The organism is Rhizobium sp. BK661, assembly GCF_024808825.1.
Classification (GTDB): Bacteria; Pseudomonadota; Alphaproteobacteria; order Rhizobiales; family Rhizobiaceae; genus Rhizobium.
Map to the genome: position 1 here is coordinate 90,271 of NZ_JANTYT010000005.1, position 26,552 is coordinate 116,822.

Sequence of the window (26,552 nt, forward strand, 5' to 3'; positions counted from 1 at the left end):
TCGTTCAAATTCAGCGCGCGTTCAGAGAACCTCGACGGCCTTTTCCTCAACAGATCTTGCGTGGAAGGCTTCGGCCTTCGGCTGTGCGCTCAGATCATGGACATGGAGGGCCGGCCTGCGGTCGATCCGCAGGCTGAGGAACTCCGGACGGCTGTAGTGGCCGGCGGCGTCCATGAGCCTCTTGCGCGCGTCGATCAGAGCAAAATCGAGATCGGCGACCACTTCGCCTTCGCCTGCGGTCAGCGGCTCGCCGATGATCTGCCCCTCGGGATTGACGATGGTCGTGAAGCAACCGCCGGAAATCGGTCCTCCGGCGGACCCCGTGTCCTTCAGGATCTGAGCCTGCTGATCGGCGTCGAGCCAGGCCGTGGCATTGACCACGAAACAGGCGGATTCCAACGCATGCTGGCGAATGCTGACTTCTATCTTGTCAGCAAAAAGCTGGCCGTACATCGATCCCGGATACATCGCCGAGTGGATCTGCTCGCCGTCGGCGATGAGGGCGTAGCGGGCCAGCGGCAGGAAATGCTCCCAGCAGGCAAGCTGGCCAATGCGCCCGACGCAACTGTCGACCGCCTGCAGTCCCGAGGCGTCACCCTGGCCCCAGATCATGCGCTCGTAATAGGTTGGCGTGAGCTTGCGGCGGCGCTGGATCAGCGTACCGTCGGCATCGAAGAGGAGCTGCGTATTGTAGATCGATCCGCCGTCACGCTCGTTGACGCCGATCGAGACGACCATCTTTGCCTCGCGGGCCGCCTCGCCGATGGCACGCGTTTCGGCGGAAGGCACTGTCACCGACTCTTCGAGCAGGCGCTGGTGCTCCTTGCCCATCTGGAATGCGGGTTGCAGGAAGGAGAAGTAGGGGTAGTAGGGAACGAGGGTTTCCGGGAAGGTCGCGAACTGAACGCCCTGCTTGCCCAGTTCTCGGATCTTCCTGACAACCTTGTCGACGGTGCCTGCCCGGCTGTAGAGCACGGGACTGATCTGCACGGCGGCGGCTTTGACGATGGTGCTCATGATAACGGTCCTTTCAGTTGAGCGTATTCGGCAACTTAATTGCATATGCAACATTGAAGTTATTGATATTGTATATGCAACATTTGTGATTCCTTTACTCGACTTGGCCGAGTGGCAGGCTGTCGGCCACATCGAGCACGGCAGCAACGCCTTCCGCGCCAAGCAAGGCCCGCGCCTTCGTCTGCGCTAGTCGCCAGGCCGGAGCTGCCGAAGTCAGCAGATCCTTGCCGGCTTGTGAGAGGATGATCGGACGCCTCCGTCCGCCCTTTTCGGAAACCTTCTCTTCGATCCAGCCTTCATTCAGGAGGAGGGCGAGATTGCGTGTCAGCGTTGAGCGATCTTGGTAGTTGGCGCGCCCGATTTCGGCGCGGCTTGCACTACCGAGCTTAGCGATCAGCACAAGCAACGAGAACTGTGGGGCGTTGACCCCGTAGTGCCGCAGTTCATGGTCATAGAGATTGGTTGCGAAGCGCGATATACGACGCGTACGCGTCATCAGACAGTTCTGCGTGATCTCGCCGACGATATTCGTCACGCCCATTTTGCTTTCCGTCCTCGTTCCCATGGACAATTATATGATGTATATGCAACATAATGTCAACATGGAAATTTTCAGACGTTTCCAGCGGTCGCCCGTATGGCTGGAGCGGCGGCGAAAGGCGGCGCCGCCGTTTCTTCCAGTTGGCCCTATTGCGCCAGCGTGGACTTCGCCACAACGATGCCGGCTACCATCCCCGCGGTTTCTTCGCGAAACTGCCTGATGGAGGAGCTGTTCAGATGCGCCTCGAATGCGGCGGCATCAGCGTAGACTTCATAGATATGCAACTTCGCCTCGTCGTCGTTCGACACCATGACCTCGAAGGTCAGGGTACCGCTCTCATCATGGAGACGGCGGGGCGCCCTGTGGTTCAGCAGCACGATCGACGAAGAGGAGCGCTGTCGTCTGCTTGCTGTCGTTCGGCTGTGACATGTCTGTCTCCAGAGTTTGACGTTCCGAGATGCCTAATTGCGAAGCGCGGCGCGCTCAATGCTCGCAGCGAAAAGGGGTGTTTCTCCCTTGTTGTGCGCAATCGACATCGGCTGCCGTTGTGCGCGGAACACGTCGAAGGGGATGCCCTGCCTGTCGAGAAAGGCCTTGAACTCTTCTGTTGCCTTGGAACGAACGTGGTTCGTGAATTCGCAGGTCTGATCGTCGATGCGCCTGACGCTGAGTTCCCAAAGCACATGGATCGTCGTGCGGCCCGTCGGTGTGACTATATCCGAAACCGACTCAAGGATCAGGTGATCCTTTTCACCCAACGTCTCGACGTAGTGCTGAACCATCAGGCTGCCGCCGATCGTCTCGACGTTGATGGACATGCGCTTGCCGTCCGGTGCGGTGGTGAAGCCCGCGGCGATGTGAGCCGGCGAGCATCGCTGATATTCATCCTCCGGCAGCGTGAAGCACCATTTCGGAATATCTATCTTCTCGATCGGTGCGTTGATGATGGCGGTAAAGCTTGAATCGACGATTTCATGATCGCTCATGGCTGGTTCCTTTCATTACGGGGTAAGTTTGATTTCGACATCCACGTTGCCTCGCAACGCTTTCGAGAAGGGGCAGGTGAGATGGGCCTGCTCGACGATTGCCTCCGCTGCCTTCGCATCGACACCGTCCAGCCGGACGTTCAAGCGCGCCCGCAGAAAGAGGCCATCATCGGCAAGGTTGAGGTCAATTTCGGCATCGATCTCCGGACCGGAGGGGAGGGAGATCTTTTTGCTGCGTGCGACGCGGGCAATGGCACCCTCTAAGCATGCCGCCGACCATCCCGCTGCCAAAAGCTGTTCAGGGTTGCTGCCGGTTCGTTCGGAGCCGGGAATTGCGAGCTTGATGTCGAGATTGCCGTCGGAACTGCGAGCAGTTCCCCTTTCCCGACCGCCGACTGTGTGGGTCTTGGCGGTATAGAGGTTTGCCTCGCCGCCATGAGTGGCTTGGGTCATTGTCATTCCTCTCGGCGTAGGTCCGTCTGGACCTATTGCACTTGCTTCCACGGTTTCTTATGTTGGCTATGAAAATCATAGTTGCAAGTACCTATGAAAAAGAAAGTAGCGAAATGGACAAGGAATCGGTTTTGGATACGCTATGCCCGGTGGCCCGCTCAGAGGCGGTGGTCGGGGACCGATGGACGGTACTGATCCTGCGCGAGCTCTTCATGCGCAGTTATCGGTTCGAGGAGATCCAGGCGCAGACCGGGGGGACGCCGCAGATGATTGCATCGCGTTTGAAGTCGCTGGAGGCGGAAGGCATTGTGGAACGCCGGCGCTACAGCGAGCGGCCTCCGCGCTACGAGTACCATCTGACCGAAAAGGGCGAGGCTTTTTATCCGGTGATCCTGGCGCTACGCGCTTGGGGTGAAACCTGGATGAAGTCGCCGGATGAAGGTCGGGCGGTCCAATATACGCACCTGACCTGCGGCAAGCCGGCGGGGCTTGGCCCGGTATGCGAAAGCTGCGGCAAGCCGATCAGCAGGGAAGATTTGAGCGCGGCGCTTAATTCTGCTTACCAGCGCGAACGGGACGAGCGGTGGGAGGCGTTCAAGCGCAGTCGGTAGCGGTAGCGACGCCGCATCGATTCCGTGTGCGAGCCACGGCCGTGCAGCCAAAAGCCAATTTTTTCGTTCCGCTTGCGCAGCGAACGCCGATAAGCTTAGACCGTCGTTTTTCAAATCAGGGGGCTAGGCTATGGCCGGCAGAGAAAGGGACTTGACGGCCATCGCGCAAGCGGTTGCCGACAGCCCGAAGCGCGACAACAGCGTCTATCACAAGGCAATGTCAGAAGCCCGCCAAGCCTTTGAGGCAGCCGAGGCCGCAATCGGCGGACCGGTTGAGGTCATGACCAAGACAAAACTGAAGCGAAACGGGCAGTATGTTGTGAAGTGGATTTTCAGGCCGGCCGAATAACGCCCTGCGATCGGCTCCCGCTCAGCGTTTCGTCCATCGGCGCGACGGCGCGCCAACTGAATTGCGCACGACAAGATCTGGACGCAGCAGGATCTCGGTTTCCGCCGGCTGGCCGTCAGAGAGGAACTCCAATAGCAGCGCCATGGCCTGCTTGCCGATCAAAGTCCGTGGTTGGCGGATCGTTGTCAGCGGCGGCGACATGAAGACGGCCTGTGGCACGTCGTCAAAGCCGGTTACCGAGAAGTCGGTCGGGATGTCGTAGCCGCGGGCGCCAAGGCCGATCATAACGCCGATCGCCGTCTGGTCGTTGACGCACATGAAAGCGGTCGGCAGGGTGTCGCGCATGAACAGTTGCTCGACGGCGTGACGGCCGCTTTCCAGCGTTCCGTCGCCTTCGAGAACGATACGCACGTCCGGTGCAACGCCCGCTGCATCTAGCCCCGCATCGTAGCCCTGGCGCCGGCGGCTGTAAGCAAGGCGCGTCCGCGAATCGCCGATGAAGGCGATCTTGCGATGGCCCTCGGCCAGCAGCAGGTCGACCGCCTTTCTGGCGCCCTCGACGTCATCGACGCCGACATAAGGGATGCCGCCGTTGAAAACCGGCTCGAACACCCCGACGCTCGGCGGCAGGCGCGCGGTCATCGTCTGATGGCCGAAGGGCAAAATGCCGGTGAAGAGGATCAGCCCGGCGGCCTGGTTGGAATTCAGAAACTTCAGATATTCGAGGCCACGCTGTGCATCGTTCTGCGTATGGCCGATCAGGATGCCGTAGCCATGGGCACGCGCTTCGTTCTCAAGACCGACGAGAATGTTGGAGAAGTTCGGGTCGCCGATATCAGGGGCAACCACTAGTATCATGTTCGATCGGCCGAGGCGCAGGCTGCGGGCCATGGCGTTCGTCGTATAGCCGGTGATGGCGATCGCCTGATTGACCTTCAGTCGCGTCGAGTTGGCGACCTTTTCCGGCGTGTGGATCGCCCGCGATACCGTCGCGATCGAAACCTCGGCGATCCGAGCGACGTCTTCTATGGTTGCGGGCGTGGAATTCGACACTGCGTCCTGCCTTGGATGCCTTCGCCGCGACACTACACAGACTTGCCGGGAGGTCAAATGCCAGGACCTGCAGATCTGTGTGTAACAGTGATGTAAACCTTTACATGCGTCGTGTAAAGGTTTACATATGGCTTCAAGCGGATGGGAGCCGCAGGGAGGAAGTCAGTCAATGAGTGTGGATTCTGCCGACGCCGCGCCCGTGGTGTTGTCCGCGCGGCGCATCTGCAAGTCGTTCAGCGGCGTGCAAGTCCTCTTCAGCGTCAATTTCGATCTCCGTGCCGGTGAGATCCACGCCCTCATGGGTGAAAATGGCGCGGGCAAGTCGACCTTGGTCAAGGTCATGTCCGGTTTTGAGCAGCCGAGTTCGGGCGAGATCCTGCTGGATGGCAAGCCGGTCGTGTTGCCGGCCAACGGCGCGGCCGAAGCGCTCGGCATCGTTCTCATCCATCAGGAATTCAATCTCGCCGAACATCTGACGGTCACGGAGAGCCTTTTCCTCGGTCGCGAAGTCACGCGGTTCGGCGTGCTCGATCGCAGGTACATGCGCGCCGAGACCCGCAAGGCGCTTGATCTCCTCGGCTCCCACGTCGACGAGAATGCCATCATCAGCACATTGTCGATCGCCGACAAGCAGATGGTGGAAATCGCCAAGGCAATCAGCCGCGATGCCCGCGTCGTCATCATGGACGAGCCAACCGCTGTGCTGTCGCGCGAGGAGACGAATTTCCTGTTCCGGCAGGTGCGCAAGCTACGCGACAAGGGAACAAGCTTTATCTTCGTGTCGCATAAGCTCGACGAGGTGATGGAGATCACCGACCGGGTGACCGTGCTGCGCGATGGCCAGTGGGTCAAGACGGCGCCGACGGCGATGCTCGACGGCGAATCCATTGCGCAGCTGATGGTCGGGCGTGAACTGTCGAGCCTTTATCCCACCAAAGTGGAACCCAATGTCGACGAGGACGTCGTCCTCCGGGTCGAAGGTGTTTCAACCGGCTATGTGCAGGATGCGAGCTTCGAGGTTCGCAAGGGCGAGATCATCGGCTTCTCCGGCATGATCGGTTCTGGTCGCACGGAGCTGATGGAAGCAATCGCCGGGTTGCGGGCGCGTGCGTCCGGCGAGGTCGTCATTCGCGGTGAATCCGTGTTTTCGGGCGATGTGCATGCAGCCAACCGCGCCGGGCTTGCCTACATGACGAAGGATCGCAAGTCGAAGGGTTTGCTCCTGCGTTCCGGCATGATGACCAATCTGACTCTGCAGTCGCTCGGCCAGCATTCGCGGCACGGCTATCTCAGCCCGAGCAGCGAGGCGAAGGCGCTTGCCAAGGCGCGGCGGCGCTTCGATATCCGCGTTCGCGACACCAACATCGTTGCCGGCCGCATGTCAGGCGGCAATCAGCAGAAGCTGTTGCTGGCCAAGGTCATGGAGACCGAGCCCGAGATCATCATCATCGACGAGCCGACACGCGGCATCGATGTCGGCACCAAGCAGCAGATCTATCATTTCATCTCGGCATTGGCGCGCGACGGTCGATCCATCATTGTCGTTTCCTCGGAAATGCCTGAAGTGATCGGCCTCTGCACGCGCGTCGCCGTGATGCGCGAGGGACGGATCGTTGGCGTGCTCGAGGGTGACGAGATCTCGGAGCAGGAGATCATGCGTTACGCCGCCGGATTGAAGAGAAAAGCCGCCTGACATTGGCGGGAGGCGGCTGCGTCAAGCGCGCTGCGAAAATATGATGCCCATCGAATTTGGGGCGGGAGGTTGGTTTGGAAATGAGCGTGAACGAGGAGACCAGGGAAATCCGGCGTCGCCCCTGGCGGGATATCGATCTCAGGGCCGTTGCACCTTTTGCAGCCCTGATATTGCTCTTGATCGTCGGGGCGCTGGTCAATCCGAACTTCATCGGCATCACCAACCTTGCCAATGTCGCGACCCGCTGCGCCTTCATCGCGATCATCGCCGTCGGCGCCACATTCGTGATCTCCGCAGGCGATCTTGATCTGTCCGTCGGGTCGATGGTGGCCTTTGTTGCCAGCCTGATGATCCTTTTGATGAATTCCGGCGTGATTGCCGATCCGACGCTGATGCTGGCGGCTGCGGTCGTCTTCACGCTCGTCGCCGGTGCGCTCTGTGGACTGGCCAACGGCCTGATCACTACGGTCGGCAGGATTGAGCCGTTCATCGCCACGCTCGGCACGATGGGCATCTATCGTGGCCTAACAACATGGCTCAGCCAGGGCGGCGCGATCACGCTGCGCTCGGCCGATATCCAGACGCTTTACCGTCCGGCCTATTTCGGCAGCATTCTCGGCGTGCCGGTGCCGATCGTTGTCATCCTTGCGGTCACTGCGGTGGCAGCCTTCATTCTCTACCGCACACGCTATGGACGCCATGTCGTCGCGGTCGGTTCCAACAGTGACGTGGCGCGCTATTCCGGCATCGCCGTCAATCGTGTGCGCACCATCGCCTTCGTCATCCAGGGGCTCTGCGTCGCCATCGCCGTGCTGCTTTATGTGCCGCGCCTCGGCTCGACCTCGGCAACGACGGGTATCCTCTGGGAGCTGCAGGCGATTACCGCCGTCGTCGTCGGTGGGACGGCACTCAAGGGTGGCGCCGGTCGCGTCTGGGGCACCATCTGCGGCGCTTTCATTCTCGAGCTCGTCGGCAACATCATGCTGCTGTCGAACTTCATCAGCGAATATCTCATCGGTGCAATCCAGGGTGCGATCATCATCATCGCCATGCTGGTGCAGCGCTCGCTGGTCCGCAAATCGTAAGCGGACTGGCTCCAGGAATTGGCCGGGATCACAGGGCGTCCGGTTGACGGGTAGGAAAAGTCCCTGACGTTTATTGGGAGGAAATAGAATGCGCAAACTCATGTTGGGTCTTGCGGTTGCGGCCGTCACGCTGGCGGGTACCGCATACGCACAGGACAAGAAGTTCACCATCGGCGTCTCGATTCCGGCAGCCGACCATGGTTGGACCTCGGGCGTCGTGTTCCACGCCGAACGCATCGCCAAGAAATTGATGGAACAGCATCCGGGCCTGAACGTCATCGTCAAGACTTCGCCGGATGCCGCCAGCCAGGCGAACGCTGTGCAGGACCTTGATACACAGGGCATCGACGCCCTCGTCATCCTGCCGTCGGATCCGGATCCGCTCGTCAACGCCATCAAGGAAGTCAAGGGCAAGGGCAAGTACGTCGCGCTCGTCGACCGTGCGCCCTCGACCAACGATGACACCGTCCGTGACCTTTATGTCGCTGGCAACAACCCGGCGCTCGGTGAAGTCGCTGGCAAGTACATCGCTGCGCAGACGCCGGACGCCGAAGTCGTCGTCATTCGCGGCCTGCCGATCCCGATCGATCAGCAGCGCCAGGACGGCTTCGACAAGGGCATTGCCGGCTCCAAGGTCAAGGTTCTCGACCGCCAGTACGGTAACTGGAACCGCGACGATGCCTTCAAGGTCATGCAGGACTATCTGACGAAGTACCCGAAGATCGACGTGGTCTGGTGCCAGGATGACGACATGGCTGTCGGCGTGCTGCAGGCGATCGAGCAGGCCAAGCGTACCGACATCAAGTATGTTGTCGCCGGCGCCGGCTCCAAGGACATGGTCAAGAAGGTCATGGACGGCGACAAGCTGATCCCGGTCGACGTTCTTTATCCGCCGGCAATGGTTGGCACGGCCATGGAGCTGACGGCTGCTGGTCTCTACGGCCAGGTTCCGGTTCGCGGCACCTTCGTCCTCGACGCGACGCTTGTCACGAAGGACAATGCGAAGGACTTCTACTTCCCGGATTCTCCGTTCTGATCTGAAAATCCAATGCGGCGCCCGTTCGAAAGGACGGGCGTCTTTTTTTGACAACGTCGCTTTTTAGTCCGGCAGTCCGGCCTTGGCGAGGTCCGTGATGCAGCGGTCGATGAAAGCTTCGGTCATGACTGGATTGTCGCCGAAATAGAATTCTCGGCGGGCGTAACGGCACGTCATACCCGGCCGGAAGCGATGAAGCCTGGAGATTGCCTCTCGCGCTTCGTTCATTTCGCCTTGCCTTCCGAGGGCAGCGGCCAGAAAAATCGCCGGCCAGAAGGTTGCGTTCGGGGAGCGGAGTGATGCACGCGCTGCCTTGGCCGCTTCCGCCATGTTGCCCAATTGATAGTTCGCGAGCGCGAGAACGTTATGGAAAGTCCACAGATGCGGATCGCGAGGACTGAGCCGGAATGCTTCCTTGATCTCCTCTATGCCTTCGGTGGGCCGTTCGACGTAGCAGAGGACCTGTCCAAGCGCGAAGTGGGCCTGCGCAAAACTTTGGTCCAACTGCAACGCGTTGCGCAGATGCGCAAGTCCGGCCTCCGTCGCACCATCAAGTGCCAGGGCCCTGCCCAAGGCGAGGTGCGCGGCAGGCTCTCTCTGATCGGATATGATGGCGCGTTCGGCAAGGTCGATCGCATCACAAATCCGCTCGGCGCGTTCATCAAGTGGGCCATACCAGCCGAGTTGAATGTGAACATAAGCCAGTCGCGCCTGCGCCTGCGCGAAGGTCGGATCAATATCGATTGCCTGCTCGAACAGCGCCTTGGCAGTCTTCAATTCGTCGAGCGTGAACCGATAGAGATGCCAGAGGCCCTTCAGGTAGATTTCCCAGGCATCCATGTCCAACACGGTGCGGCCCCGAAGGGCGGCGAATTCGATGGAACCGAGTTCCGGCTCAATCGTTCCGGTGATTTCCGATGCCAGCTGGTCCTGAACCTCGAAGATGTCGGCCAACGTCCGGTCGTAGCGTTCCGCCCAGAGCAGGCTGCCATCCGTGCCGTTCAGCAATTGCGCGGTAATGCGAACGCGATCTGCCGCGCGGCGCACGCTCCCCTCCAGCACGTACTTGACGCCAAGGTCCTCCGCCACCTGTTGCGCATTGGGCTTGCGGCCCTTGTAGCTGAACGAGGAGTTGCGGGCTGCCACCAGCAGCCAGCGACAGCGCGCCAGCGTGGCGATCAACTCGTCGGTGAAGCCGTCCGAGAAATGTTCCTGTTCCTCGATGCTCGACATGTTGCTGAACGGCAGAACCGCAATCGAGGGCCGATTGCGCAGAGGCCTCGTTCCCTTGTGCTTCGATGCGGCAGCCGATGGAAGCTGCTCGCTGTCCGCCGTCCATCGCCAGACCCGGATTGGTCGATCGACGTTCTTAAGTTTGCGATTGCCGAAATCGATTGCCCGGAAGTCAAGCTTCGACCGGATCTGGTCGTTGACCTGCTGGGACACGCAGATACCGCCCGGCGGCGCCAGCGCCTGCAGGCTTGCGGCGACGTTCACGCCATCACCGAAGATGTCCTCTTCCTCAACCAGTACATCGTCAACGTGGATGCCGATCCGCCACAGCATGCGCCGATCCGGTTCGAGTGCCTCGTTGCGTTGAAGCAGTGCTTTCTGGATCTCCATGGCGCAGCCGACGGCATCGACCACGCTTGCGAATTCGGCGAGCGCTTCATCGCCAACAAATTTGACAACGCGTCCGTGATGCCTGCCGATGCCGGGGACGATGATTTCGCTATTGTGCGCTTTCAGCGTCGCGAACGTACCGCTTTCGTCAAGGCCCATCAGCCGGGAGAAGCCGACAACATCCGCATCCAAGATTGCTGCCAGACGCCGGGTCATGCGCCAACCTCCTGGTCTGAAGACAGTAGCACGAGACGACGCGATGTCTACCGCCGCGGTCGCGGGGGCAGAGACGAGATGCGCCAGTGGTCACCCGTCGAACGGGAAATGCGGTACGTACATCTTGCAGCCCGGGGCAGGCCGTGGTTAAGTCGGCCGCTTTCGATTTCCGCCCCGCGGGGCAAATTTGCAGTTTCGCCTAAATCGGCTTGCAGACTTCAAATCGCGTGGTAGAACACTGCCAGAAACGTTTACGGTCATCTTTTAGGGAGGAATTGACATGAAAACGATCAAGGGCCCAGGCCTGTTCCTTGGACAATTCGCGGGCGATGCCGCGCCTTTCAACTCTTGGGATTCGATCACCAAATGGGCAGCCGATATCGGCTACAAGGGTGTGCAGGTTCCGACCTGGGCCAGCCAGCTCATCGACCTCAAGAAGGCGGCTTCCTCGAAGGATTATTGCGACGAGTTCGCTGGCGTTGCCCGCCAGAACGGCGTCGAAGTGACGGAACTCTCCACCCATCTTCAGGGCCAGCTCGTCGCCGTGCATCCGGCCTATGACGAAGCCTTCGACGGCTTTGCGGCACCTGAAGTGCGCGGCAATCCGAAGGCCCGCCAGGAATGGGCAGTCGAGCAGGTGAAGATGGCGCTGACGGCGTCGAAGCACCTCGGCATCAAGGCGCATGCGACCTTCTCCGGCGCGCTTGCCTGGCCGTTCATCTATCCGTGGCCGCAGCGCCCGGCCGGCCTCGTCGAAACCGCCTTCGACGAGCTTGCAAAGCGCTGGACGCCGATCCTCAATCACGCCGACGAAAACGGCGTCGACGTCTGCTACGAAATCCATCCCGGCGAAGACCTGCATGACGGTATCACGTTCGAGATGTTCCTCGAGCGCGTGAAGAACCATCCGCGCGCCAACATGCTCTACGATCCGTCGCACTACATCCTGCAGTGCCTCGACTACCTCGACAACATCGACATCTACAAAGACCGGATCAAGATGTTCCACGTCAAGGATGCCGAGTTCAACCCGACGGGTCGCCAGGGCGTTTACGGCGGTTACCAGGGCTGGGTCGAGCGTGCCGGCCGCTTCCGTTCGCTCGGCGACGGTCAGGTCGATTTCGGTGCTGTCTTCTCGAAGATGACGGCCAACAACTTCGACGGCTGGGCCGTGGTCGAATGGGAATGCGCGCTGAAGCATCCGGAGGATGGCGCACGCGAAGGTGCCGAGTTCGTCAAGGCGCACATCATTCGCGTCACTGAAAAAGCGTTCGACGATTTCGCAGCCGGCGGTACGGACCAGGCTGCCAACCGCCGCATGCTCGGGCTCTGAGACGCGAGCGCCTGCAACGCCGAAACATTGCGCGCATCCCGTCACCCTAACCCTCTCCCCGCCGGCGGGGAGAGGGGATCTGCCCAAGCAAGCGACTGGGAGGTGCGGCGTATTCCTTCTCCCGCTGGTGGGGAGAAGGTGGCGGCTTGAGGAGCGCGATCGTGGCACAAGACAGAAGATTTCCAGGAGGAACCAATGGCAATTGAAGCATCTACAGAACAGGCGCGCGAACCGCGCATCCGTCTCGGCATGGTCGGTGGCGGCGCCGGCGCGTTCATCGGCGCAGTGCACCGCATCGCTGCCCGCATCGACGACCAGTACGACCTGATCGCCGGCGCGCTGTCGTCGACGCCGGAAAAGGCGATGGCATCGGGCCGCGACCTCGGCCTTGACCCATCGCGCACCTATTCCAGCTACCGCGAGATGGCGATCCGCGAAGCGAAGCTGAAGAACGGCATCGAAGCGGTTTCGATCGTCACGCCGAACCATGTGCACTATGACGCCGCCAAGGAATTCCTGCGTCGCGGCATCCATGTCATCTGCGACAAGCCGCTGACGTCGAACCTTGCCGACGCCAAGAAGCTGAAGAAGGTCGCCGACGAGAGCGGCGCCCTGTTCATCCTGACGCATAACTACACCGGCTATCCGATGGTCCGTCAGGCCCGTGAGATGATCGCAAACGGCGAACTCGGCGATATCCGCCTGGTGCAGGCCGAGTATCCGCAGGACTGGCTGACGGAAGCCGTCGAGCAGACCGGTGCGAAGCAGGCCGTCTGGCGTACCGACCCGGCCCAGTCGGGTGCAGGCGGTTCGACCGGCGATATCGGCACGCACGCCTATAACCTTGCCTCCTTCGTATCGGGCCTCGAACTCGACAGCCTTGCGGCCGATCTCGACAGCTTCGTCGAAGGCCGCCGTCTGGACGACAACGCCCACGTCATGCTGCGCTTCAAGGCCAAGGGCTCTGAGAAGCCAGCCAAGGGCATGCTCTGGTGCAGCCAGGTCGCGCCCGGCCATGAGAATGGTCTGAAGGTCCGCGTTTACGGCACCAAGGGCGGTCTGGAATGGGTTCAGGCCGATCCGAACTACCTTTGGTTCACGCCGTTCGGCGAACCGAAGCGCCTGATCACCCGCAACGGCGCCGGCTCCGGCCCGGCGGCGGCCCGCGTTTCGCGCATCCCGTCCGGTCATCCGGAAGGCTACCTCGAAGCCTTCGCGACGATCTACACCGAGGCCGCGCATGCCATCAACGCCCACAAGAAGGGCAAGGCGGTTGATAAGGCCGTGGTCTATCCGACGGTCGATGACGGTGTGAAGGGCGTTGCCTTCGTGGAGGCCTGCGTGGCCTCCTCGAAGAAGAACGGTGCCTGGGTCAAGGTCTGATCCTCGCTCCACTACATCACGGATAAAACCAATGGGCGCGCTTCCTAGAATATTAGGGACCGCGCTCATTGTCGTTTAACAATGCTGTGGCAGAAATGAGCGCAATCAGATGGAGAAACGGTCGATGAAAGCCTCTGCCCGAATTCTGACATGCATCTTCGCGCTCGCTGCGTCTCCGGCATTGTCGCAGGAAGTCCCCAACCGCACACCGAACTTCTATGCCGGCCAGCGTGTTCCTGGCACGGTGAACGTGCAGACGACGGTATCCCTGTCCGTGCCTGTCGAGGCCGGGGAGGAAGCCGGGGAACAGATCAAGGCCGCGCAAAAGGGCTTCTACATGATGGCTGGGGGGCAATGCGATCTCATCCTGCAGACGCTGGCCGAGAGCTGCCAGATCATCAACCTCACCAGCAGCGCCGATCTCAATCGCGGTTCGCGAAACGACATTGTTGTGCGTGGCACGGTGACGATGGCGGTCAAGCTCAGGGACGCCAAGCAGAACCCCTAGCGTTCTCCGGCATAGTGGGCCGAAGCGGCAGAGCGCGCCGCTTCGGCTCGGGTATTGATCAGGCCGCTGCCTGCTTGCGCTTGATGAGCGCATCGATGCTGAAGGGGCCACCGCCGGCCGCAACCAGATAGAGAAAGACAAAGCAGAACAGGATTGCGGCGACGCCACCGTTCTGCGCTGGGTAGAACCCTTTTGGGGCATGCCCGATGAAATAGGCAAAAGCCATCAGACCCGAGAGGACGAAAGCCGCGGCGCGTGTCTTGAAGCCTGTTAATACGAGGAAGCCGAGCGTCAGTTCGAGCAGGCCGGCGATCCAGGACATCGAGCCTACGTCTGGCACTCGTTCCGCGGCCGGAAAATGCAGGATCTTCTGCGTGCCGTAGCTGAAGAGCACGAGCGAGGAGACGACGCGCAACAGGCTGAGGAGATATGGCTGCGCCAGGTGGATCGAGGAGAGCATCGGGTTCCTTTCGTGGTGATGTCCTCCTTGCTCTCTAGCGTGGCTTCCAGGGATCGCAAATTCACGACTTCTGACATCAGCGTTATCAGCGTTTTCAATATGATAGCATTTGATTGCGCGCTGACATGCTGGCACGGCTCTCGGCGGCCGGATGCGCGTATACAGGTCGATCGTTCCTTGCGTGAAAGCACGCTGCGATCTCCCGTGATCTGACTCCGTCATCCGCTGCCTTGATTTTGGCGTGGTGCCCGCCTAGATTGCGGTCATCGCCAATACCAACAGGATGTGTGCAGCAATGGATTTCACCCCGATCGCAACGCCAGTTCGCCTTGCCATTCGGGAGTCCTTTATCCATGCCTGCATCCATTACCCTGTCCAATCTTTCGTGGTCCACGCCTGACGGGCGCACCCTTCTTTCCCAACTCGATCTGAGCTTCGGCGCTGAACGAACCGGCCTCGTCGGTCGCAACGGTGTCGGCAAGACGACGCTGCTGAAGCTCGTTTCCGGCGAACTGCAGCCGCAGTCGGGCAGCATTGCCTTTGGCGGACGCCTCGGCATCCTCCGCCAGTCGGTTCAGGTGGAGGAGGGCGCAACCGTCGCCGATCTCTTCGGCGCCAGTGATGCGCTCGCTATCCTTCATCGCGCCGAAGCCCGCGAGGCCACCACTGACGAACTCGCCAATGCCGATTGGACGATCGAGGCGCGGATTGCCGCGGCGATCGAACGCGTCGGGTTGGACGCGAAACCGGAAACGCTGCTGACCTCGCTTTCGGGCGGGCAGCGGACGCGCGTGGGTCTTGCGGCTCTCGTCTTCTCGGATCCCGATCTCCTTGTGCTCGACGAGCCGACCAACAATCTCGATCGCGATGGGCGGGAAGCCGTGATCGCCTTGCTCGCCGGCTGGCGCGCCGGCGCCATCGTTGTCAGCCATGATCGCGAACTGCTTGAAACCATGGATGCGATCGTCGAGATCACCACGCTTGGCGCCCGGCGATATGGTGGAAACTGGAGTGCCTTTCAGGAGCGCAAGTCGCTCGAGCTCGCTGCCGCCGAACACGATCTCGCGGACGCCGAGCGGCGCGTTGCCGATGTGGCCCGCAGCGCCCAGGTCGCCGCCGAACGGCAGGCCCGCAGTGACCGTAACGGCCGCAAGAAGGCGGCACGTGGGGATATGCCGCGCATCGTCGCCGGCGGCCTAAAGCGGGCGGCGGAAAACACCAGCGGCAACAAGGTTCGCCTTGGCGAGAAACGTCGCGAGGAGGCGATGGAAGAGGCCTCGGCGGCGAGGAAGCGGATCGAGATCCTGCAGCCTTTCTCGGCTCAGCTCGCCTCAACGGGACTGCCGCCCGGCAGGGATGTTCTCAGACTGGAAGGCGTCACCGCCGGCTATCGGTCGGAGGCGCCAATCATCCGAAACCTCTCCCTTACAATCACCGGCCCCGATCGTGTCGCTATCGCCGGACCGAACGGCTCCGGCAAGACGACCCTGCTGGCCCTGATAACAGGCGCGTTGCAGCCGTGGTCCGGAACGGTCGCCGTCATGACGGGCTTTTCGCTGTTCGATCAGAGCGTCAGTCTCCTCGATCGATCGCTATCGATCCGCGAGAATTTCCGCAATCTCAATCCCGGCGCCAACGAAAATGCCTGCCGCGCGGCGCTGGCGCGTTTCATGTTCCGGGCAGATGCCGCCCTGCAGCAGGTGTCGACGCTGTCTGGAGGGCAGTTGCTGCGCGCTGGGCTTGCCTGCGTCCTCGGCGGTGCGAAGCCGCCGCCGCTGCTGATTTTGGACGAGCCGACCAACCATCTGGATATCGATTCCATAGCGGCCGTCGAGGCTGGCCTTCAGGCCTATGACGGTGCGCTGCTGGTCGTCAGTCACGATGAGGTGTTTCTGGAGAATATCGGCATATCGCGACTGATACAGCTTCCGCTGGGAGAAGAGGTTCTTGTCTAGGCAGATGGCTGCCGGATCAGATGTAGAGGCCGGCCATCTTGCGCCAGGCGCCTGCGCGATGCGCGCGGCCGTTCCAGACATGCAGCTGGTGGCCGACCTGCTTTTCCGCCAGCAGGCGGCTGAGGTGGTAGTTGTTGTCGAGGAACGGGTCGGCGTCGCCGATGGTCAGGACGATCTCGACCTCGCGCAGTTTTTCCAGCTGCCAGCCGCTATGCAGTCCCGGCAGGAAGTGCGTCGGCGTATGGAAATAGACGGCGTCGTCGTAATAGCCGTCGAACAGATCGCCGAAGGATTCGACCCTGATCGTCAGGTCATAGCGGCCGGAGAAGGCAACCAGCTTGCGGAACAGGTGCGGATGCCGGAAGACCAGGCTGGCGGCCTGGAAGGCGCCGAGGCTACAGCCATGTACGATGGTGCACTCATGTCCGTTCTTCGATGCCATCAGCGGCAGGACTTCGTTCAGGATATAATCTTCGAAGGCCGTGTGGCGGCGGATGCGGTCGGCCGGATGACGGTCGAAGCCGTAGAAGGTCTCGGCGGCGAGCCCCTCGATGCAGTAGAGCTGCAGTTGGCCGGCGTGCAGCTTTTCGGCAAGGCTCTCTATAACGCCGAGCCTTTCGTACTCCCAGAAACGCCCCTCGCGGGTCGGAAACATCAACACCTTGGCGCCGGCATGGCCGAACACCAGCAACTCCATCTCGCGATGCAGGCGCGGACTATGCCAGCGCAGATACTCCCGGTTCATAACACCTTGAAGAAATCTCGCACTTTCTCGCGCAGGATCGCGCTCTGCTCAATGCTTCCGGGATAATCGAAGTGTCCCGCATCCAATATGAAGGTTTCATTATATTTTGATGTCGGCAGGGCGTTGGCCACCGCGAACTGGCAGGGCGGTGCCACGGCTGGGTCGAAGAGGGCGACGGCTGCGAGCATCGGCACCTTGATCCGGCTTGCAGCACTGGCGGCGTCGAACATGCGGAGGGTGTCGAGCACGCTTCCGTGTGCCTTCTGGTACGTCTGCACGGAATCGGCGCTGCCGACGGTCGGCAGTGTCAACCATTGTTCCCGGTCGCCGAAGGTCGGGACGACGAGGTGGCCGCGATCGATGCGCGGATCGAACGGGATCGCCAGCGCGCCGATGCCGCCGCCGAAGCTGACGCCGCTATAGCCGATGTGGCCGGAGAGCCATGGATAAAGTGCCAGAAGCGTTGAGACGGCAAGCCAGAGATCGTCGATGCAGCCACCGATAATGTAGGTGTCCGGACGCGCGATGCCCTGCAGGACGTGGCCCGACGCATCAGCCGGAATCGGTGGCCGAGCGCTGAGCGACAGGCCGCGGGCGCAGGGGAAAAGGATTGCAGCTTCCTCGACCGGCAGGTCGAAGTCGGGCGCGTCGCGACCGCCATAGCCGTGGCCGACGACAAGCCCGCGGCGCACCGGCCGCCGCCGCGGCAGGAGCAGCCAACCGCCGATCCCGAATCCACCGGTCGAAGTGTAGGTGATGTCGAGGACCTGCCAGTCGGGATGGGTCAGCTTGCTTTTCCGAAGCACCGGCTGTGGGTCGGTGGCGATCGCCTTTTCGTATCGGTCCCGCCAGAAGGCGTCGAAGCCCGGCGGCGCCTCTGGCGGTACGATCGCTCGGAGGTCGGCAAGGGTCATGCCGTAGGTGGGGTCGAAAGCGAAGGGGTGTGTGGTGGGAATGCTCATGTGAGGGTTGTTTCGCGAAAAGGCGGGCAATGCAAGGCACGAACGCCTGATGCGTAAGGCGCCCTCGGGATGGCTAACCTGAAACGTTACAGTGTTGTTACTTCCACCCTGTACAACACCGGTCCGCTTGGCTAAACCGCCTCTCGAAACCATGAAGAACGGGATTTCCATGATCGATCCGAAGACCCTTGCTGCCCGCTTCCCGGGCGATTTCACCTTTGGCGTTGCGACGGCAGCGTTTCAGATTGAAGGCGCTTCCAAGGCAGACGGCCGCAAGCCCTCCATCTGGGATGCCTTCTGCAACATGCCGGGTCGCGTCTTCAACCGCGACAATGGCGATGTCGCCTGCGATCACTATAACAGGCTCGATCAGGACCTCGATCTCATCAAGTCCATGGGCGTCGAAGCCTACCGCTTCTCGATCGCCTGGCCGCGCATCATCCCTGACGGCACCGGCCCGGTGAACGAGGCAGGTCTCGATTTCTACGATCGCCTCGTCGATGGCTGCAAGGCGCGGGGCATCAAGACCTTCGCAACGCTCTACCACTGGGATCTGCCGCTGCTTCTTGCCGGTGACGGCGGCTGGACGGCGCGGTCGACGGCATATGCGTTCCAGCGCTATGCCAAGACCGTGATGGCCCGCCTCGGCGACCGCCTCGACAGCGTCGCGACCTTCAACGAACCGTGGTGCATTGTTTGGCTCAGCCATCTCTATGGCATTCATGCGCCGGGCGAGCGCTACATGCAGGCGGCGCTGCACGCCATGCACCACATGAACCTCGCGCACGGTCTCGGCGTCGAGGCGATCCGCGCGGAAGCGCCCAATGTGCCTGTCGGCCTCGTGCTCAACGCCATGTCCGTCATGCCGGGCTCCGACAGCGCGGCCGATCAGGCGGCTGGGGAACGTGCTCACCAGTTCCACAACGGTGCCTTCTTCGATCCGGTCTTCAAGGGCGAGTATCCGAAGGAGTTCCTGGAAGCGCTCGGCGACCGCATGCCTGTTGTGGAAGAGGGTGACCTGAAGATCATCAACCAGAAGCTCGACTGGTGGGGCCTCAACTATTACACGCCGCTGCGTGTCGCCGATGATCCTGCGAAGCACGGCGATTTCCCTTGGACCGTCGAGGCGCCACGCGTCAGCGACGTGAAGACCGATATCGGCTGGGAAGTCTATGCGCCTGGCCTGAAGAACGTCGTTGAGGATCTCTATCGTCGCTACGAGCTGCCGGAGTGCTACATCACCGAGAACGGTGCCTGTGACAATACCGGCATCGAACAGGGAGAAGTCAACGATACGATGCGCCTGGATTATTACAGCGAGCACCTCGATACGGTCGCCGACCTGATCAAGGACGGCTATCCGATGCGCGGCTACTTCGCCTGGAGCCTGATGGACAATTTCGAGTGGGCCGAGGGCTACCGCATGCGGTTCGGCCTCGTGCATGTCGACTACGACACGCAGGTTCGCACGGTGAAAAAGAGTGGCAAGTGGTACAGCGAGCTTGCCGCGCAGTTCCCGAAGGGCAACCACAAGAGCAGCTAAGGGCACATGGCGCGAATCGGCGCCGTGGCTTAAACCCAAGCGCATGGAAAAGCCGCTCGTCCTCTATGCGATCTGCGGCAGCCAGCGAAAGGCTTCGACCAACCGCCGGCTGCTCGAAGCCCTCCGCGACAACGCACCTGCAGGTGTCGCGATCGAGATCTCGGATCTGATCGGCGAACTGCCGATCTTCAGCCCCGACCGCGAGGGCGAAAGCACGCCAGCGATCGTTGAAACGTTCGCAGCCAAGATCCGGGCGGCCGACGGCATCATCGTCGCCTGTCCGGAATATGCCCATGGCCTGCCGGGCGGATTGAAGAACGCGCTCGATTGGCTCGTGTCCCGTGACGAAGTGCCATTCAAGCCTGTGATGATCGCGCATGCCTCGCATCGCGGCGATTTCGCGCTAGAACAGTTGACCGAAGTGCTGAGGACGATGTCGTTCGCCCTCGTCGACGGCGCCTTTTTGCGGCTTCCGTTGCTCGGAAAATCGGACGACGCGCTGGCAGCCGCCTTGGCCGAAAGCACCATAAGCGGTCCCCTCGTATCAGCACTTGTAAAATTCTGTGCTGCAATCAATATCCCAAAGATCTGATCGCGTCAGACAAGTATTTGAAATATTTAAAAATATTCTGCGTTTCTGTGGTCATCACGCTGGAAGGCGGATGATTAATCGTTACATCGATCTTTAACCGTTTCTTGAGCCCTTGGCTGGCAGACTTCCTCAATCGGGGAGCAGTGAATGCGGGTAATTTTCGGGGGAAACAAAAGAGGTTTAAGCTTCGGTCGCCATGCGACCGTCGCTGGCGTGCTCTTTTCCTTCGCCATAGTCGTCGCGATCGTCACCCTTCTCGTGCTGAGCGCGCTTCAACGCGTCGCGGACCGTTCGAATGTGCTGGACGACGAGCGCTCACGGGAAACGATGTCCGGCGCTCTGAAGACCTTCGAGATGCAGCTGGGCGCGACGCTCAACGACTACGCAGCCTGGGATGACGCTGCCGTTAACGTCTATGCCGCCGATGGCATGGCTTGGACGATCAGCAATTATGGTGAGATGTCGGTCAACAGTTCGCTGTTCGACATGGCGATCGTGATCGATGACGAGAAGAAGCCGATCATGGCCTATCAGGAAGGCAAGCCGATGGACGGCGCGCTGAATGATTTCTTCTCCTCTTCGCTCTGGACGCTGTTCGACAAGGTGAAGGTTGCGGCCCCGCAGGACAATCCCGAGGCTACAGGCTTTGTCAGCACGAAAGCTGGGATCGCCGTCGTTGGCGTGGCGCTGGTGCGCGAGAAATCGGGCTCGCTCGATATTCCGGCGGGAAAGCATCGCTACCTCATCTTCGCCAGGCATCTCAACGCCGACAAGGTTACGGAGCTTGGTGCGACCTACGTTATTGGCGGGTTGAAGCTGGTCGCTCCGGAATTCGAAACTCCTTATTCCGTGACGATCACCGACGCGCAATCGGTTGCTCTCGGCAAGCTGGTCTGGGTGTCGCGAGCGCCCGGCGATATCGGCTATGGCGAGGTTCGTCCGATGGTCGTGAAGGCGGTCGGGCTCGTCGGCCTGTTCTTCATCGTCCTCCTCATCATCGGCTGGCTGGCGCTGCGACGCCTCAAGGCGGAGGAAATCAATGCCCGCGAGGAAGCCAATCGTGACAGGTTGAGCGGTTTGATGAACCGCGACGGGCTTGGAACGGCGATCGACGCCTTCGTCGCAGAAGCAGCCGATACACGCCGCAATGTGCTCATCCTTTACCTCGATCTCGACGGCTTCAAGGAAGTCAACGACGCGTATGGTCACGGGACTGGCGACCAGCTGATCCGCGCGGTTGCCGCCGGTCTCAACGTGCTCATCCCGGAGGGCGCTGTTCTGGCCCGCATCGGTGGCGACGAGTTCGCCATCGCTTTTGTCTCCGAAAGTGAGCATGCGGTTGCTCTGCAGCTTTCCGAGCAGATCCTGGACTTCCTGGCCGAGCCCCTGGAGATCGGCCGGCGTGTCGTTGTCATCGGCGCGAGCATCGGCATCGCCATGTCGGAAGGCGGCGCGATCGACCGCGAGGAACTGGTTCGTCGTGCCGACCTTGCCATGTACAAGGCCAAGGAAGCCGGCCGCGCGCGCATGACGCTTTACGATCCGGCAATGGATGCGGACCGCGCGGAGCGCAACGCTCTGGAACTCGATTTGCGGATGGCGATCGAAGGCGGCGACTTGCAGATCGCCTATCAGCCGCTGATCGACGCCGCGACGCATGAAATGACTGGCGTCGAGGCGTTGGTGCGGTGGAATCGTCCGGGCCACGGACCCGTCTCGCCTGAAGTTTTCATCCCCATTGCGGAAACCAGCGGGCTGATTGAGGCGTTGGGTCTTTTTGTTTTGCGCAAGGCTTGTGAAACCGCCAAGCAATGGCCGGAACTGCGTATCTCGGTCAATGTCTCGCCAGGGCAGTTCCGAAACCCGGCTTTTGCCGACTATGTCCGATACGTGTTGAAGCAGACGGAGATCGAGGCCAAACGCGTGACGCTCGAAGTCACCGAAGGCTACATGATCCAGAACCCGCAGCGCACCCGTCAGGCGATCGAGCGGCTGAAGACGCTGGGGGTCAAGGTTGCGCTCGACGATTTCGGCTCGGGTTTCTCATCCATCGGTTATCTCAGGCAGTTCGGCTTCGATCGCATCAAGATCGATCGCTCACTGGTCATGAACATCCTCGAAAGCGAGAGCCAGCGCGAAATGCTGCAGGCGACCGTGGCGCTTGCCCGCTCGCTCGACATTCCAGTCACGGCTGAAGGTATCGAGACCGAGGAGCAGGGCATCGCGGTGCGGCTCTTCGGCTGCGATACGCTGCAGGGCTATTTCTTCGGTCGACCGATGCCCGCCGAGCAGATCACGGAACGGCTGATGCATATCCGCGCGGCGAAGGTTACGACCCGCCGCACCAACGCCGCCTGACGCAGGCTTTCAGCTGCCGATGTGCTTCTGGCCACGCTTCTTGGCGAGCGCAATCTGATGCTGCCGCTGGCGATAGCGCAGACGGTCGTCCTCGCTGCGCGTGTGGTAGCAGTTGCTGCAGGACACACCTTCCTCGTATTGCGGTGATGTAATCTGCTCGGCCGTGATCGGATTGCGGCAGGCGTGGCAGAGCTTGTGCTCGCCTTCCTTCAGGCCGTGCTCGACCGACACGCGCTCGTCGAAGACGAAGCAGGCGCCGTCCCAGAGGCTCTCTTCCTGCGGGACCTCCTCGAGGTATTTCAGGATGCCACCCTTGAGGTGGTAAACCTCCTCGAAGCCCTGCTCCTTCATGAAAGCGGTTGCCTTCTCGCAACGGATGCCGCCGGTGCAGTACATGGCGATCTTCGGCTTGTTGTGCAGGCCGCTGTTGTTGCGCACCCAGTCCGGGAACTCGCGGAAGGTCTTCGTGTTCGGATCGACGGCTCCGCGGAAGATCCCGATTGCCGTTTCGTAGTCATTGCGGGTGTCAATGACGATCGTATCAGGATCGGAGATCAGCGCATTCCAGTCCTGCGGCGTGACGTAGGTGCCGACCACCTTGTTGGGGTCGATGTTCTCGACGCCCATGGTGACGATCTCTTTCTTGAGCTTCACCTTCATGCGCAGGAAGGGCATCTTCGATGCACGGCTTTCCTTGTGCTCGAGCGCGGCGAATTCCGGCTGGGCACGCAGAAACGCCAGCACCGTCTTGATGCCCGCATCCGGGCCGGCGATCGTGCCGTTGATCCCCTCGTGCGCCAGAAGCAGCGTGCCCTTCACGCCGTTTTCCTCGCAAAGCGTCTGCAGCGGCTCGCGCAGGCTTTCGAAGCGCGGGGCCGAAACGAAATGGTAGAGAGCCGCAACGAGGAAGGGGCTCGTCGCAGACGTCGGTTGTGTCAGCGTGTCTGTCATGCGGCTGCAAATACAGCTTTCCGGGTTTTTGCGCAATTGGGGCGATTCAGCTCACCTGCGCGCGCCAGAGCAGTTCGATCCTGTCCGCTTCCTCCTGCGGATCATCGCCGAAGACGTCTTCTGCCCGCTCGAGTGCCGCACGTCGATCTTCCTGCTGGCGGAAGATGATCGCATCGAGCAGACGTGCGAGGTCGTCTGCATTCGGAAAGTGCTGTGGTTCCGCCTCCACCAGTGCGCATAGCACGTCGAGGTCATGGATATGGCCGAGCAGATCGATCAGGCTGCTCGTCACCTCGTATTTCGCCTTCATTGCAGCAGGCCAGAGTGGCCGGAGCAGCCGTTGGTAGGCCCGGTAGTCCTGTGCCCGCTTGCGCAATGTGTGAAAGGTTTCCGCCGAAGCTTCGGCCTGGCAATGCTCGATGGCCTTCCTCGCCTTCGATGTTGTGTCGCGCCAGCCCTTGGCGACAAGCCGTGCATTCCTGCGCGGACCGCCGTTGAAGTGGACCTCTTCAACAGCTGCGATGGCGTCCCTCAGCACGCCCGGTGCCTCGGCGAGTTTTTGATCAATGTCGGCTTCGGCTTCGGCCATATGGTCGCGCCGGTTTTCGAGGGCTGCGACGATGCGGCCAAGCGCCTTCGCCTCTGCTGTGTTGCGGGCGTTTGTCTTCAGGTACCTGACAGTCTCGATCAGCGCGGTCGCGTCCCGGATAGCGGAAAGCGACATTGCGAGATCGCGAAGCCGGGCGTTCTCCCGCTCGCGAAACTCCGGCACCTCGCTGGACACCAAGCGATAAAGGGAACGCACGCGCTTCAGGTTTTTGCGAAAGGCATGGATCGCCTCGTGCTTACCCTCCGGTCTTTCTTCAAGTGTACGGATCGCGTGAGACATCTGGCCTGCAGCGGCCTTCCGGAACTCCGCCGTGAAACTGTGGTCAGGCCGTATGCGAAAGGGCATGCCGATCGTGCTCGTATTCGGTGGCAAGCGCTTGGTTTGAGTAACGGAAATCGCCAGTGACCTCGCGGCCGACCCATGAAGGCAGCGAAGGATTGTCGCTCTCCGAGCGCATCTCCACTTCGGCGATCACCAAGCCACGGTACTGCCCGGCGAACACGTCAACCTCCCAAACGAAACCGCCATGAGGGACGCGATACCGGGTTTTCTCGATGATGATCCCGATTGCTTCGTCGAGCAGTTGCGCGGCGTCGGCGACGGGGATGTCGTATTCGAATTCCTCGCGGGTCAGCGTGCTCCGGCCGATCTTTACGGTCAGTCTCGCCTTCACATTGTCGAGTACGCGCACGCGTACCGAGCGGTCGTCCATCGAGGCAATATAGCCTTGCTTGAAAACGGATTTTGTTTCAGCTCCAGCGCGCCAGGCATCGCCGTGCACCAGAAACTTCCGCTCGATTTCTTTCGCCATTTCCGGTGAACCTTGTGTGACGATTTTGTTACGCTAGCCTAATTTTACCGCCATGGGTACCCATAGTATTCCAAAGATGTGTTTCGGCTCGACAAAGCTTACCCTTGGGGTTATTCCGATCCCGAATTCAATCGTTTCAAAAGGATCACGCGGCCATGGGCGAAAAGACAGAAAAGCTCCTTTCCATCCTGAAACTCCAGCCTGTTGTTCCGGTCCTGATCGTCGATGACGTCAAGTCCGCCGTTTCGCTCGCGCGCGCTCTTGTCGCAGGCGGTCTGAAGGCAATCGAGATCACGATGCGCACTTCGGCTGCGCTCGATGCTGTTCGTGCCGTTGCCGACGAGGTCGAAGGCGCCGAGGTCGGGGCTGGCACCATCCTCAATGCCGCCCACTGGGATGCTGCGGTTGCCGCTGGCTCCAAGTTCGTCGTCAGCCCGGGTGCAACACAGGAATTGCTCGACGCTGCGCGCAAGTCGTCGGTTCCGCTGCTGCCGGGTGCTGCGACCGCAAGCGAAGTCATGGCGCTGCGCGAGGAAGGCTATCAGGTTCTGAAGTTCTTCCCGGCAGAACAGGCTGGCGGCGCTGCTTATCTCAAGGCGCTGTCCTCGCCGCTAGCAGGCACCGTCTTCTGCCCGACCGGCGGTATCTCGTTGAAGAATGCAAGGGATTACCTGTCTCTGCCGAACGTCATCTGCGTCGGTGGCTCCTGGGTTGCGCCGAAGGAACTGGTAGCCGCTGGCGATTGGGTCGGCATCACCAAGCTTGCGTCTGAAGCAGCTGCCCTGAAGGCCTGATTTGGCGGGAAACCGCGCGTCATGCAGGCGGAGGTTCCGCCTGCATTTGTATTTCCAACGTCAATACCTATCTCCCCTCTGGCCTCTAGACAGGGAGATGATGAGGAATGTTCGACGCGAAAAAGCTTCTTGAGCAGTTCTTGGGTTCGCAGGTGCCAGGGGTCGGCGGTTCCGTCAAGGACCGGGCCGGCGACGCGATCCAGATGGCCAAGGATAATCCGTGGAAGGCAGGCGCGCTTGCGACCGTGCTCCTCGGAACCAAGACTGGTCGCAGTATCGCTGGCAATGCACTGACGATCGGTGGTTTGGCCGCCATCGCCGGCCTCGGCTATCAGGCCTACAGAAATTACCAGGCAGGGCAGGCGCCCGCAACGCCATCCGATGCGCCGCCGCCGAAGACGGCCGTGCTGCCGCCGCCTGCTGACTCCGGGTTCGGGGCGGCTTCACCGGCTCAAAGCAACGAGTTCGTCCTCGTTCTCATCCGCGCGATGATCGCCGCGGCAAAGGCCGACGGTCATATCGACGATGGTGAACGGGCGCTCATTCTCGACAAGATCAAGGCTGCCGATGTCAGTGGCGAAGCCGCGGCCTTCATCGAACGGGAGCTGTCGCAGCCGACCGACATCGATGCGCTGGTTGCCGCCGCGGCGACCGAGGAGCAGCGGGTGGAACTGTATACCGCATCGCGCTTGACCATTGAACCGGATTCGCGCGCCGAGCGTGGCTATCTCGACCTGCTGGCCGGCCGTCTCGGCCTTCCCGATGCGCTTGTCGATCACATCGAGGCAACGGTGTCATCCGCCAAGATCAGTTTGTAAGGGTACCAATCGGCCAGTTGCCTTTCCCGGGCGGCTGGCCTAAGCCATGTGTCCTTATCTGGAGGA

General features: G+C 61.0%; 27 protein-coding genes. 14 read left to right on the forward strand and 13 right to left on the reverse strand.

Features of this window, described 5'->3' with window-relative positions:
* Positions 1-21 precede the first annotated feature (21 nt).
* From FHX16_RS12940 to FHX16_RS12960, 5 genes are all read right to left on the reverse strand, one after another.
* On the reverse strand, positions 22-1,017 hold the full coding sequence (locus FHX16_RS12940; RefSeq protein ID WP_183862402.1) for a nitrilase-related carbon-nitrogen hydrolase: 996 nt from the start codon (positions 1,015-1,017) through the stop codon (positions 22-24).
* A gap of 94 nt (positions 1,018-1,111) precedes the next feature.
* Positions 1,112-1,558 carry a MarR family winged helix-turn-helix transcriptional regulator gene (locus FHX16_RS12945; protein WP_183862400.1) on the reverse strand — a complete coding sequence of 149 codons (447 nt, stop codon included), beginning with the start codon at positions 1,556-1,558 and terminating at the stop codon, positions 1,112-1,114.
* 146 nt (positions 1,559-1,704) lie between these two features.
* Complete coding sequence (locus FHX16_RS12950; RefSeq protein ID WP_259128626.1) at positions 1,705-1,866, reverse strand: putative quinol monooxygenase; 162 nt, start codon at positions 1,864-1,866, stop codon at positions 1,705-1,707.
* 153 nt (positions 1,867-2,019) lie between these two features.
* Complete coding sequence (locus FHX16_RS12955) at positions 2,020-2,544, reverse strand: hypothetical protein (protein ID WP_183862398.1); 525 nt, start codon at positions 2,542-2,544, stop codon at positions 2,020-2,022.
* Positions 2,545-2,559: 15 nt separating this feature from the next.
* Complete coding sequence (locus tag FHX16_RS12960) at positions 2,560-3,003, reverse strand: Ohr family peroxiredoxin (RefSeq protein WP_405049279.1); 444 nt, start codon at positions 3,001-3,003, stop codon at positions 2,560-2,562.
* A 107-nt stretch (positions 3,004-3,110) separates the two neighbouring features.
* Between FHX16_RS12960 and FHX16_RS12965 the strand changes: the two genes are divergently transcribed.
* Positions 3,111-3,608 carry a helix-turn-helix domain-containing protein gene (locus FHX16_RS12965; protein ID WP_183862394.1) on the forward strand — a complete coding sequence of 166 codons (498 nt, stop codon included), beginning with the start codon at positions 3,111-3,113 and terminating at the stop codon, positions 3,606-3,608.
* A gap of 130 nt (positions 3,609-3,738) precedes the next feature.
* Positions 3,739-3,957, forward strand: coding sequence for a hypothetical protein (locus tag FHX16_RS12970; RefSeq protein ID WP_183755883.1), 219 nt, complete (start codon positions 3,739-3,741; stop codon positions 3,955-3,957).
* Between the two features lie 21 nt (positions 3,958-3,978).
* Here FHX16_RS12970 and FHX16_RS12975 read toward each other — a convergent pair whose 3' ends face one another.
* Positions 3,979-5,010, reverse strand: coding sequence for a LacI family DNA-binding transcriptional regulator (locus FHX16_RS12975; RefSeq protein WP_016556993.1), 1,032 nt, complete (start codon positions 5,008-5,010; stop codon positions 3,979-3,981).
* 169 nt (positions 5,011-5,179) lie between these two features.
* Here FHX16_RS12975 and FHX16_RS12980 point away from each other — a divergent pair, with 169 nt between their 5' ends.
* The 3 genes from FHX16_RS12980 to FHX16_RS12990 all read left to right on the forward strand — a co-directional run bounded on the left by FHX16_RS12980 (position 5,180) and on the right by FHX16_RS12990 (position 8,824).
* Positions 5,180-6,703, forward strand: coding sequence for a sugar ABC transporter ATP-binding protein (locus FHX16_RS12980; protein WP_183862393.1), 1,524 nt, complete (start codon positions 5,180-5,182; stop codon positions 6,701-6,703).
* Positions 6,704-6,783: 80 nt separating this feature from the next.
* Positions 6,784-7,788, forward strand: coding sequence for an ABC transporter permease (locus tag FHX16_RS12985; protein WP_016556995.1), 1,005 nt, complete (start codon positions 6,784-6,786; stop codon positions 7,786-7,788).
* Positions 7,789-7,876: 88 nt separating this feature from the next.
* The gene (locus tag FHX16_RS12990) at positions 7,877-8,824 is read left to right on the forward strand and encodes a substrate-binding domain-containing protein (RefSeq protein WP_016556996.1); all 948 of its coding nucleotides are present in this window, start codon (positions 7,877-7,879) and stop codon (positions 8,822-8,824) included.
* Between the two features lie 63 nt (positions 8,825-8,887).
* On the opposite strand, the gene FHX16_RS12995 is transcribed toward FHX16_RS12990, so the two are convergent.
* The gene (locus FHX16_RS12995; RefSeq protein WP_183862391.1) at positions 8,888-10,663 is read right to left on the reverse strand and encodes a tetratricopeptide repeat protein; all 1,776 of its coding nucleotides are present in this window, start codon (positions 10,661-10,663) and stop codon (positions 8,888-8,890) included.
* A 280-nt stretch (positions 10,664-10,943) separates the two neighbouring features.
* Here FHX16_RS12995 and FHX16_RS13000 point away from each other — a divergent pair, with 280 nt between their 5' ends.
* From FHX16_RS13000 to FHX16_RS13010, 3 genes are all read left to right on the forward strand, one after another.
* Positions 10,944-11,996, forward strand: a complete 1,053-nt coding sequence (locus FHX16_RS13000; RefSeq protein ID WP_183862389.1) for a sugar phosphate isomerase/epimerase — start codon at positions 10,944-10,946, stop codon at positions 11,994-11,996.
* Positions 11,997-12,191: 195 nt separating this feature from the next.
* Entirely contained in the window at positions 12,192-13,379 is a 1,188-nt protein-coding gene (locus FHX16_RS13005; RefSeq protein ID WP_183862387.1) for a Gfo/Idh/MocA family protein, read from the forward strand.
* Between the two features lie 124 nt (positions 13,380-13,503).
* On the forward strand, positions 13,504-13,887 hold the full coding sequence (locus tag FHX16_RS13010) for a hypothetical protein (RefSeq protein WP_183755876.1): 384 nt from the start codon (positions 13,504-13,506) through the stop codon (positions 13,885-13,887).
* A gap of 58 nt (positions 13,888-13,945) precedes the next feature.
* Here FHX16_RS13010 and FHX16_RS13015 read toward each other — a convergent pair whose 3' ends face one another.
* Positions 13,946-14,347 carry a DoxX family protein gene (locus tag FHX16_RS13015; RefSeq protein WP_183755875.1) on the reverse strand — a complete coding sequence of 134 codons (402 nt, stop codon included), beginning with the start codon at positions 14,345-14,347 and terminating at the stop codon, positions 13,946-13,948.
* A 353-nt stretch (positions 14,348-14,700) separates the two neighbouring features.
* On the opposite strand from FHX16_RS13015, the gene FHX16_RS13020 reads away from it, so the two are divergent.
* Positions 14,701-16,302, forward strand: a complete 1,602-nt coding sequence (locus FHX16_RS13020; RefSeq protein WP_259128647.1) for an ABC-F family ATP-binding cassette domain-containing protein — start codon at positions 14,701-14,703, stop codon at positions 16,300-16,302.
* Positions 16,303-16,318: 16 nt separating this feature from the next.
* On the opposite strand, the gene FHX16_RS13025 is transcribed toward FHX16_RS13020, so the two are convergent.
* Together FHX16_RS13025 and FHX16_RS13030 are read right to left on the reverse strand one after the other, a co-directional pair.
* On the reverse strand, positions 16,319-17,047 hold the full coding sequence (locus FHX16_RS13025) for an esterase family protein (RefSeq protein ID WP_183862382.1): 729 nt from the start codon (positions 17,045-17,047) through the stop codon (positions 16,319-16,321).
* On the reverse strand, positions 17,044-18,009 hold the full coding sequence (locus FHX16_RS13030) for an acetylxylan esterase (protein ID WP_183862380.1): 966 nt from the start codon (positions 18,007-18,009) through the stop codon (positions 17,044-17,046). The genes FHX16_RS13025 and FHX16_RS13030 overlap by 4 nt, the downstream gene beginning before the upstream one ends.
* A 169-nt stretch (positions 18,010-18,178) precedes the next feature.
* Between FHX16_RS13030 and FHX16_RS13035 the strand changes: the two genes are divergently transcribed.
* The 3 genes from FHX16_RS13035 to FHX16_RS13045 all read left to right on the forward strand — a co-directional run bounded on the left by FHX16_RS13035 (position 18,179) and on the right by FHX16_RS13045 (position 22,502).
* The gene (locus FHX16_RS13035) at positions 18,179-19,552 is read left to right on the forward strand and encodes a GH1 family beta-glucosidase (RefSeq protein ID WP_259128656.1); all 1,374 of its coding nucleotides are present in this window, start codon (positions 18,179-18,181) and stop codon (positions 19,550-19,552) included.
* 43 nt (positions 19,553-19,595) lie between these two features.
* Positions 19,596-20,144 (forward strand): NADPH-dependent FMN reductase, encoded by a 549-nt coding sequence (locus FHX16_RS13040; protein ID WP_183862376.1) that lies wholly within the window; start codon positions 19,596-19,598, stop codon positions 20,142-20,144.
* A gap of 147 nt (positions 20,145-20,291) precedes the next feature.
* A complete protein-coding gene (locus tag FHX16_RS13045; protein ID WP_183862374.1) occupies positions 20,292-22,502 on the forward strand; it encodes an EAL domain-containing protein in 2,211 nt (736 codons plus the stop codon).
* Between the two features lie 9 nt (positions 22,503-22,511).
* Here FHX16_RS13045 and FHX16_RS13050 read toward each other — a convergent pair whose 3' ends face one another.
* Genes FHX16_RS13050 through FHX16_RS13060 form a run of 3 tightly spaced genes read right to left on the reverse strand, consistent with a single transcriptional unit; the run spans position 22,512 to position 24,874 of the window.
* A complete protein-coding gene (locus tag FHX16_RS13050; protein WP_183862372.1) occupies positions 22,512-23,453 on the reverse strand; it encodes a rhodanese-related sulfurtransferase in 942 nt (313 codons plus the stop codon).
* Between the two features lie 46 nt (positions 23,454-23,499).
* Positions 23,500-24,408 (reverse strand): CHAD domain-containing protein, encoded by a 909-nt coding sequence (locus tag FHX16_RS13055; protein ID WP_183862369.1) that lies wholly within the window; start codon positions 24,406-24,408, stop codon positions 23,500-23,502.
* Positions 24,386-24,874, reverse strand: a complete 489-nt coding sequence (locus FHX16_RS13060; RefSeq protein WP_183862367.1) for a CYTH domain-containing protein — start codon at positions 24,872-24,874, stop codon at positions 24,386-24,388. The genes FHX16_RS13055 and FHX16_RS13060 overlap by 23 nt, the downstream gene beginning before the upstream one ends.
* A 155-nt stretch (positions 24,875-25,029) precedes the next feature.
* On the opposite strand from FHX16_RS13060, the gene FHX16_RS13065 reads away from it, so the two are divergent.
* The gene (locus FHX16_RS13065; protein ID WP_183862365.1) at positions 25,030-25,668 is read left to right on the forward strand and encodes a 2-dehydro-3-deoxy-phosphogluconate aldolase; all 639 of its coding nucleotides are present in this window, start codon (positions 25,030-25,032) and stop codon (positions 25,666-25,668) included.
* Positions 25,669-25,775: 107 nt separating this feature from the next.
* Positions 25,776-26,486 carry a tellurite resistance TerB family protein gene (locus FHX16_RS13070; protein ID WP_183755866.1) on the forward strand — a complete coding sequence of 237 codons (711 nt, stop codon included), beginning with the start codon at positions 25,776-25,778 and terminating at the stop codon, positions 26,484-26,486.
* Positions 26,487-26,552 lie beyond the last annotated feature (66 nt).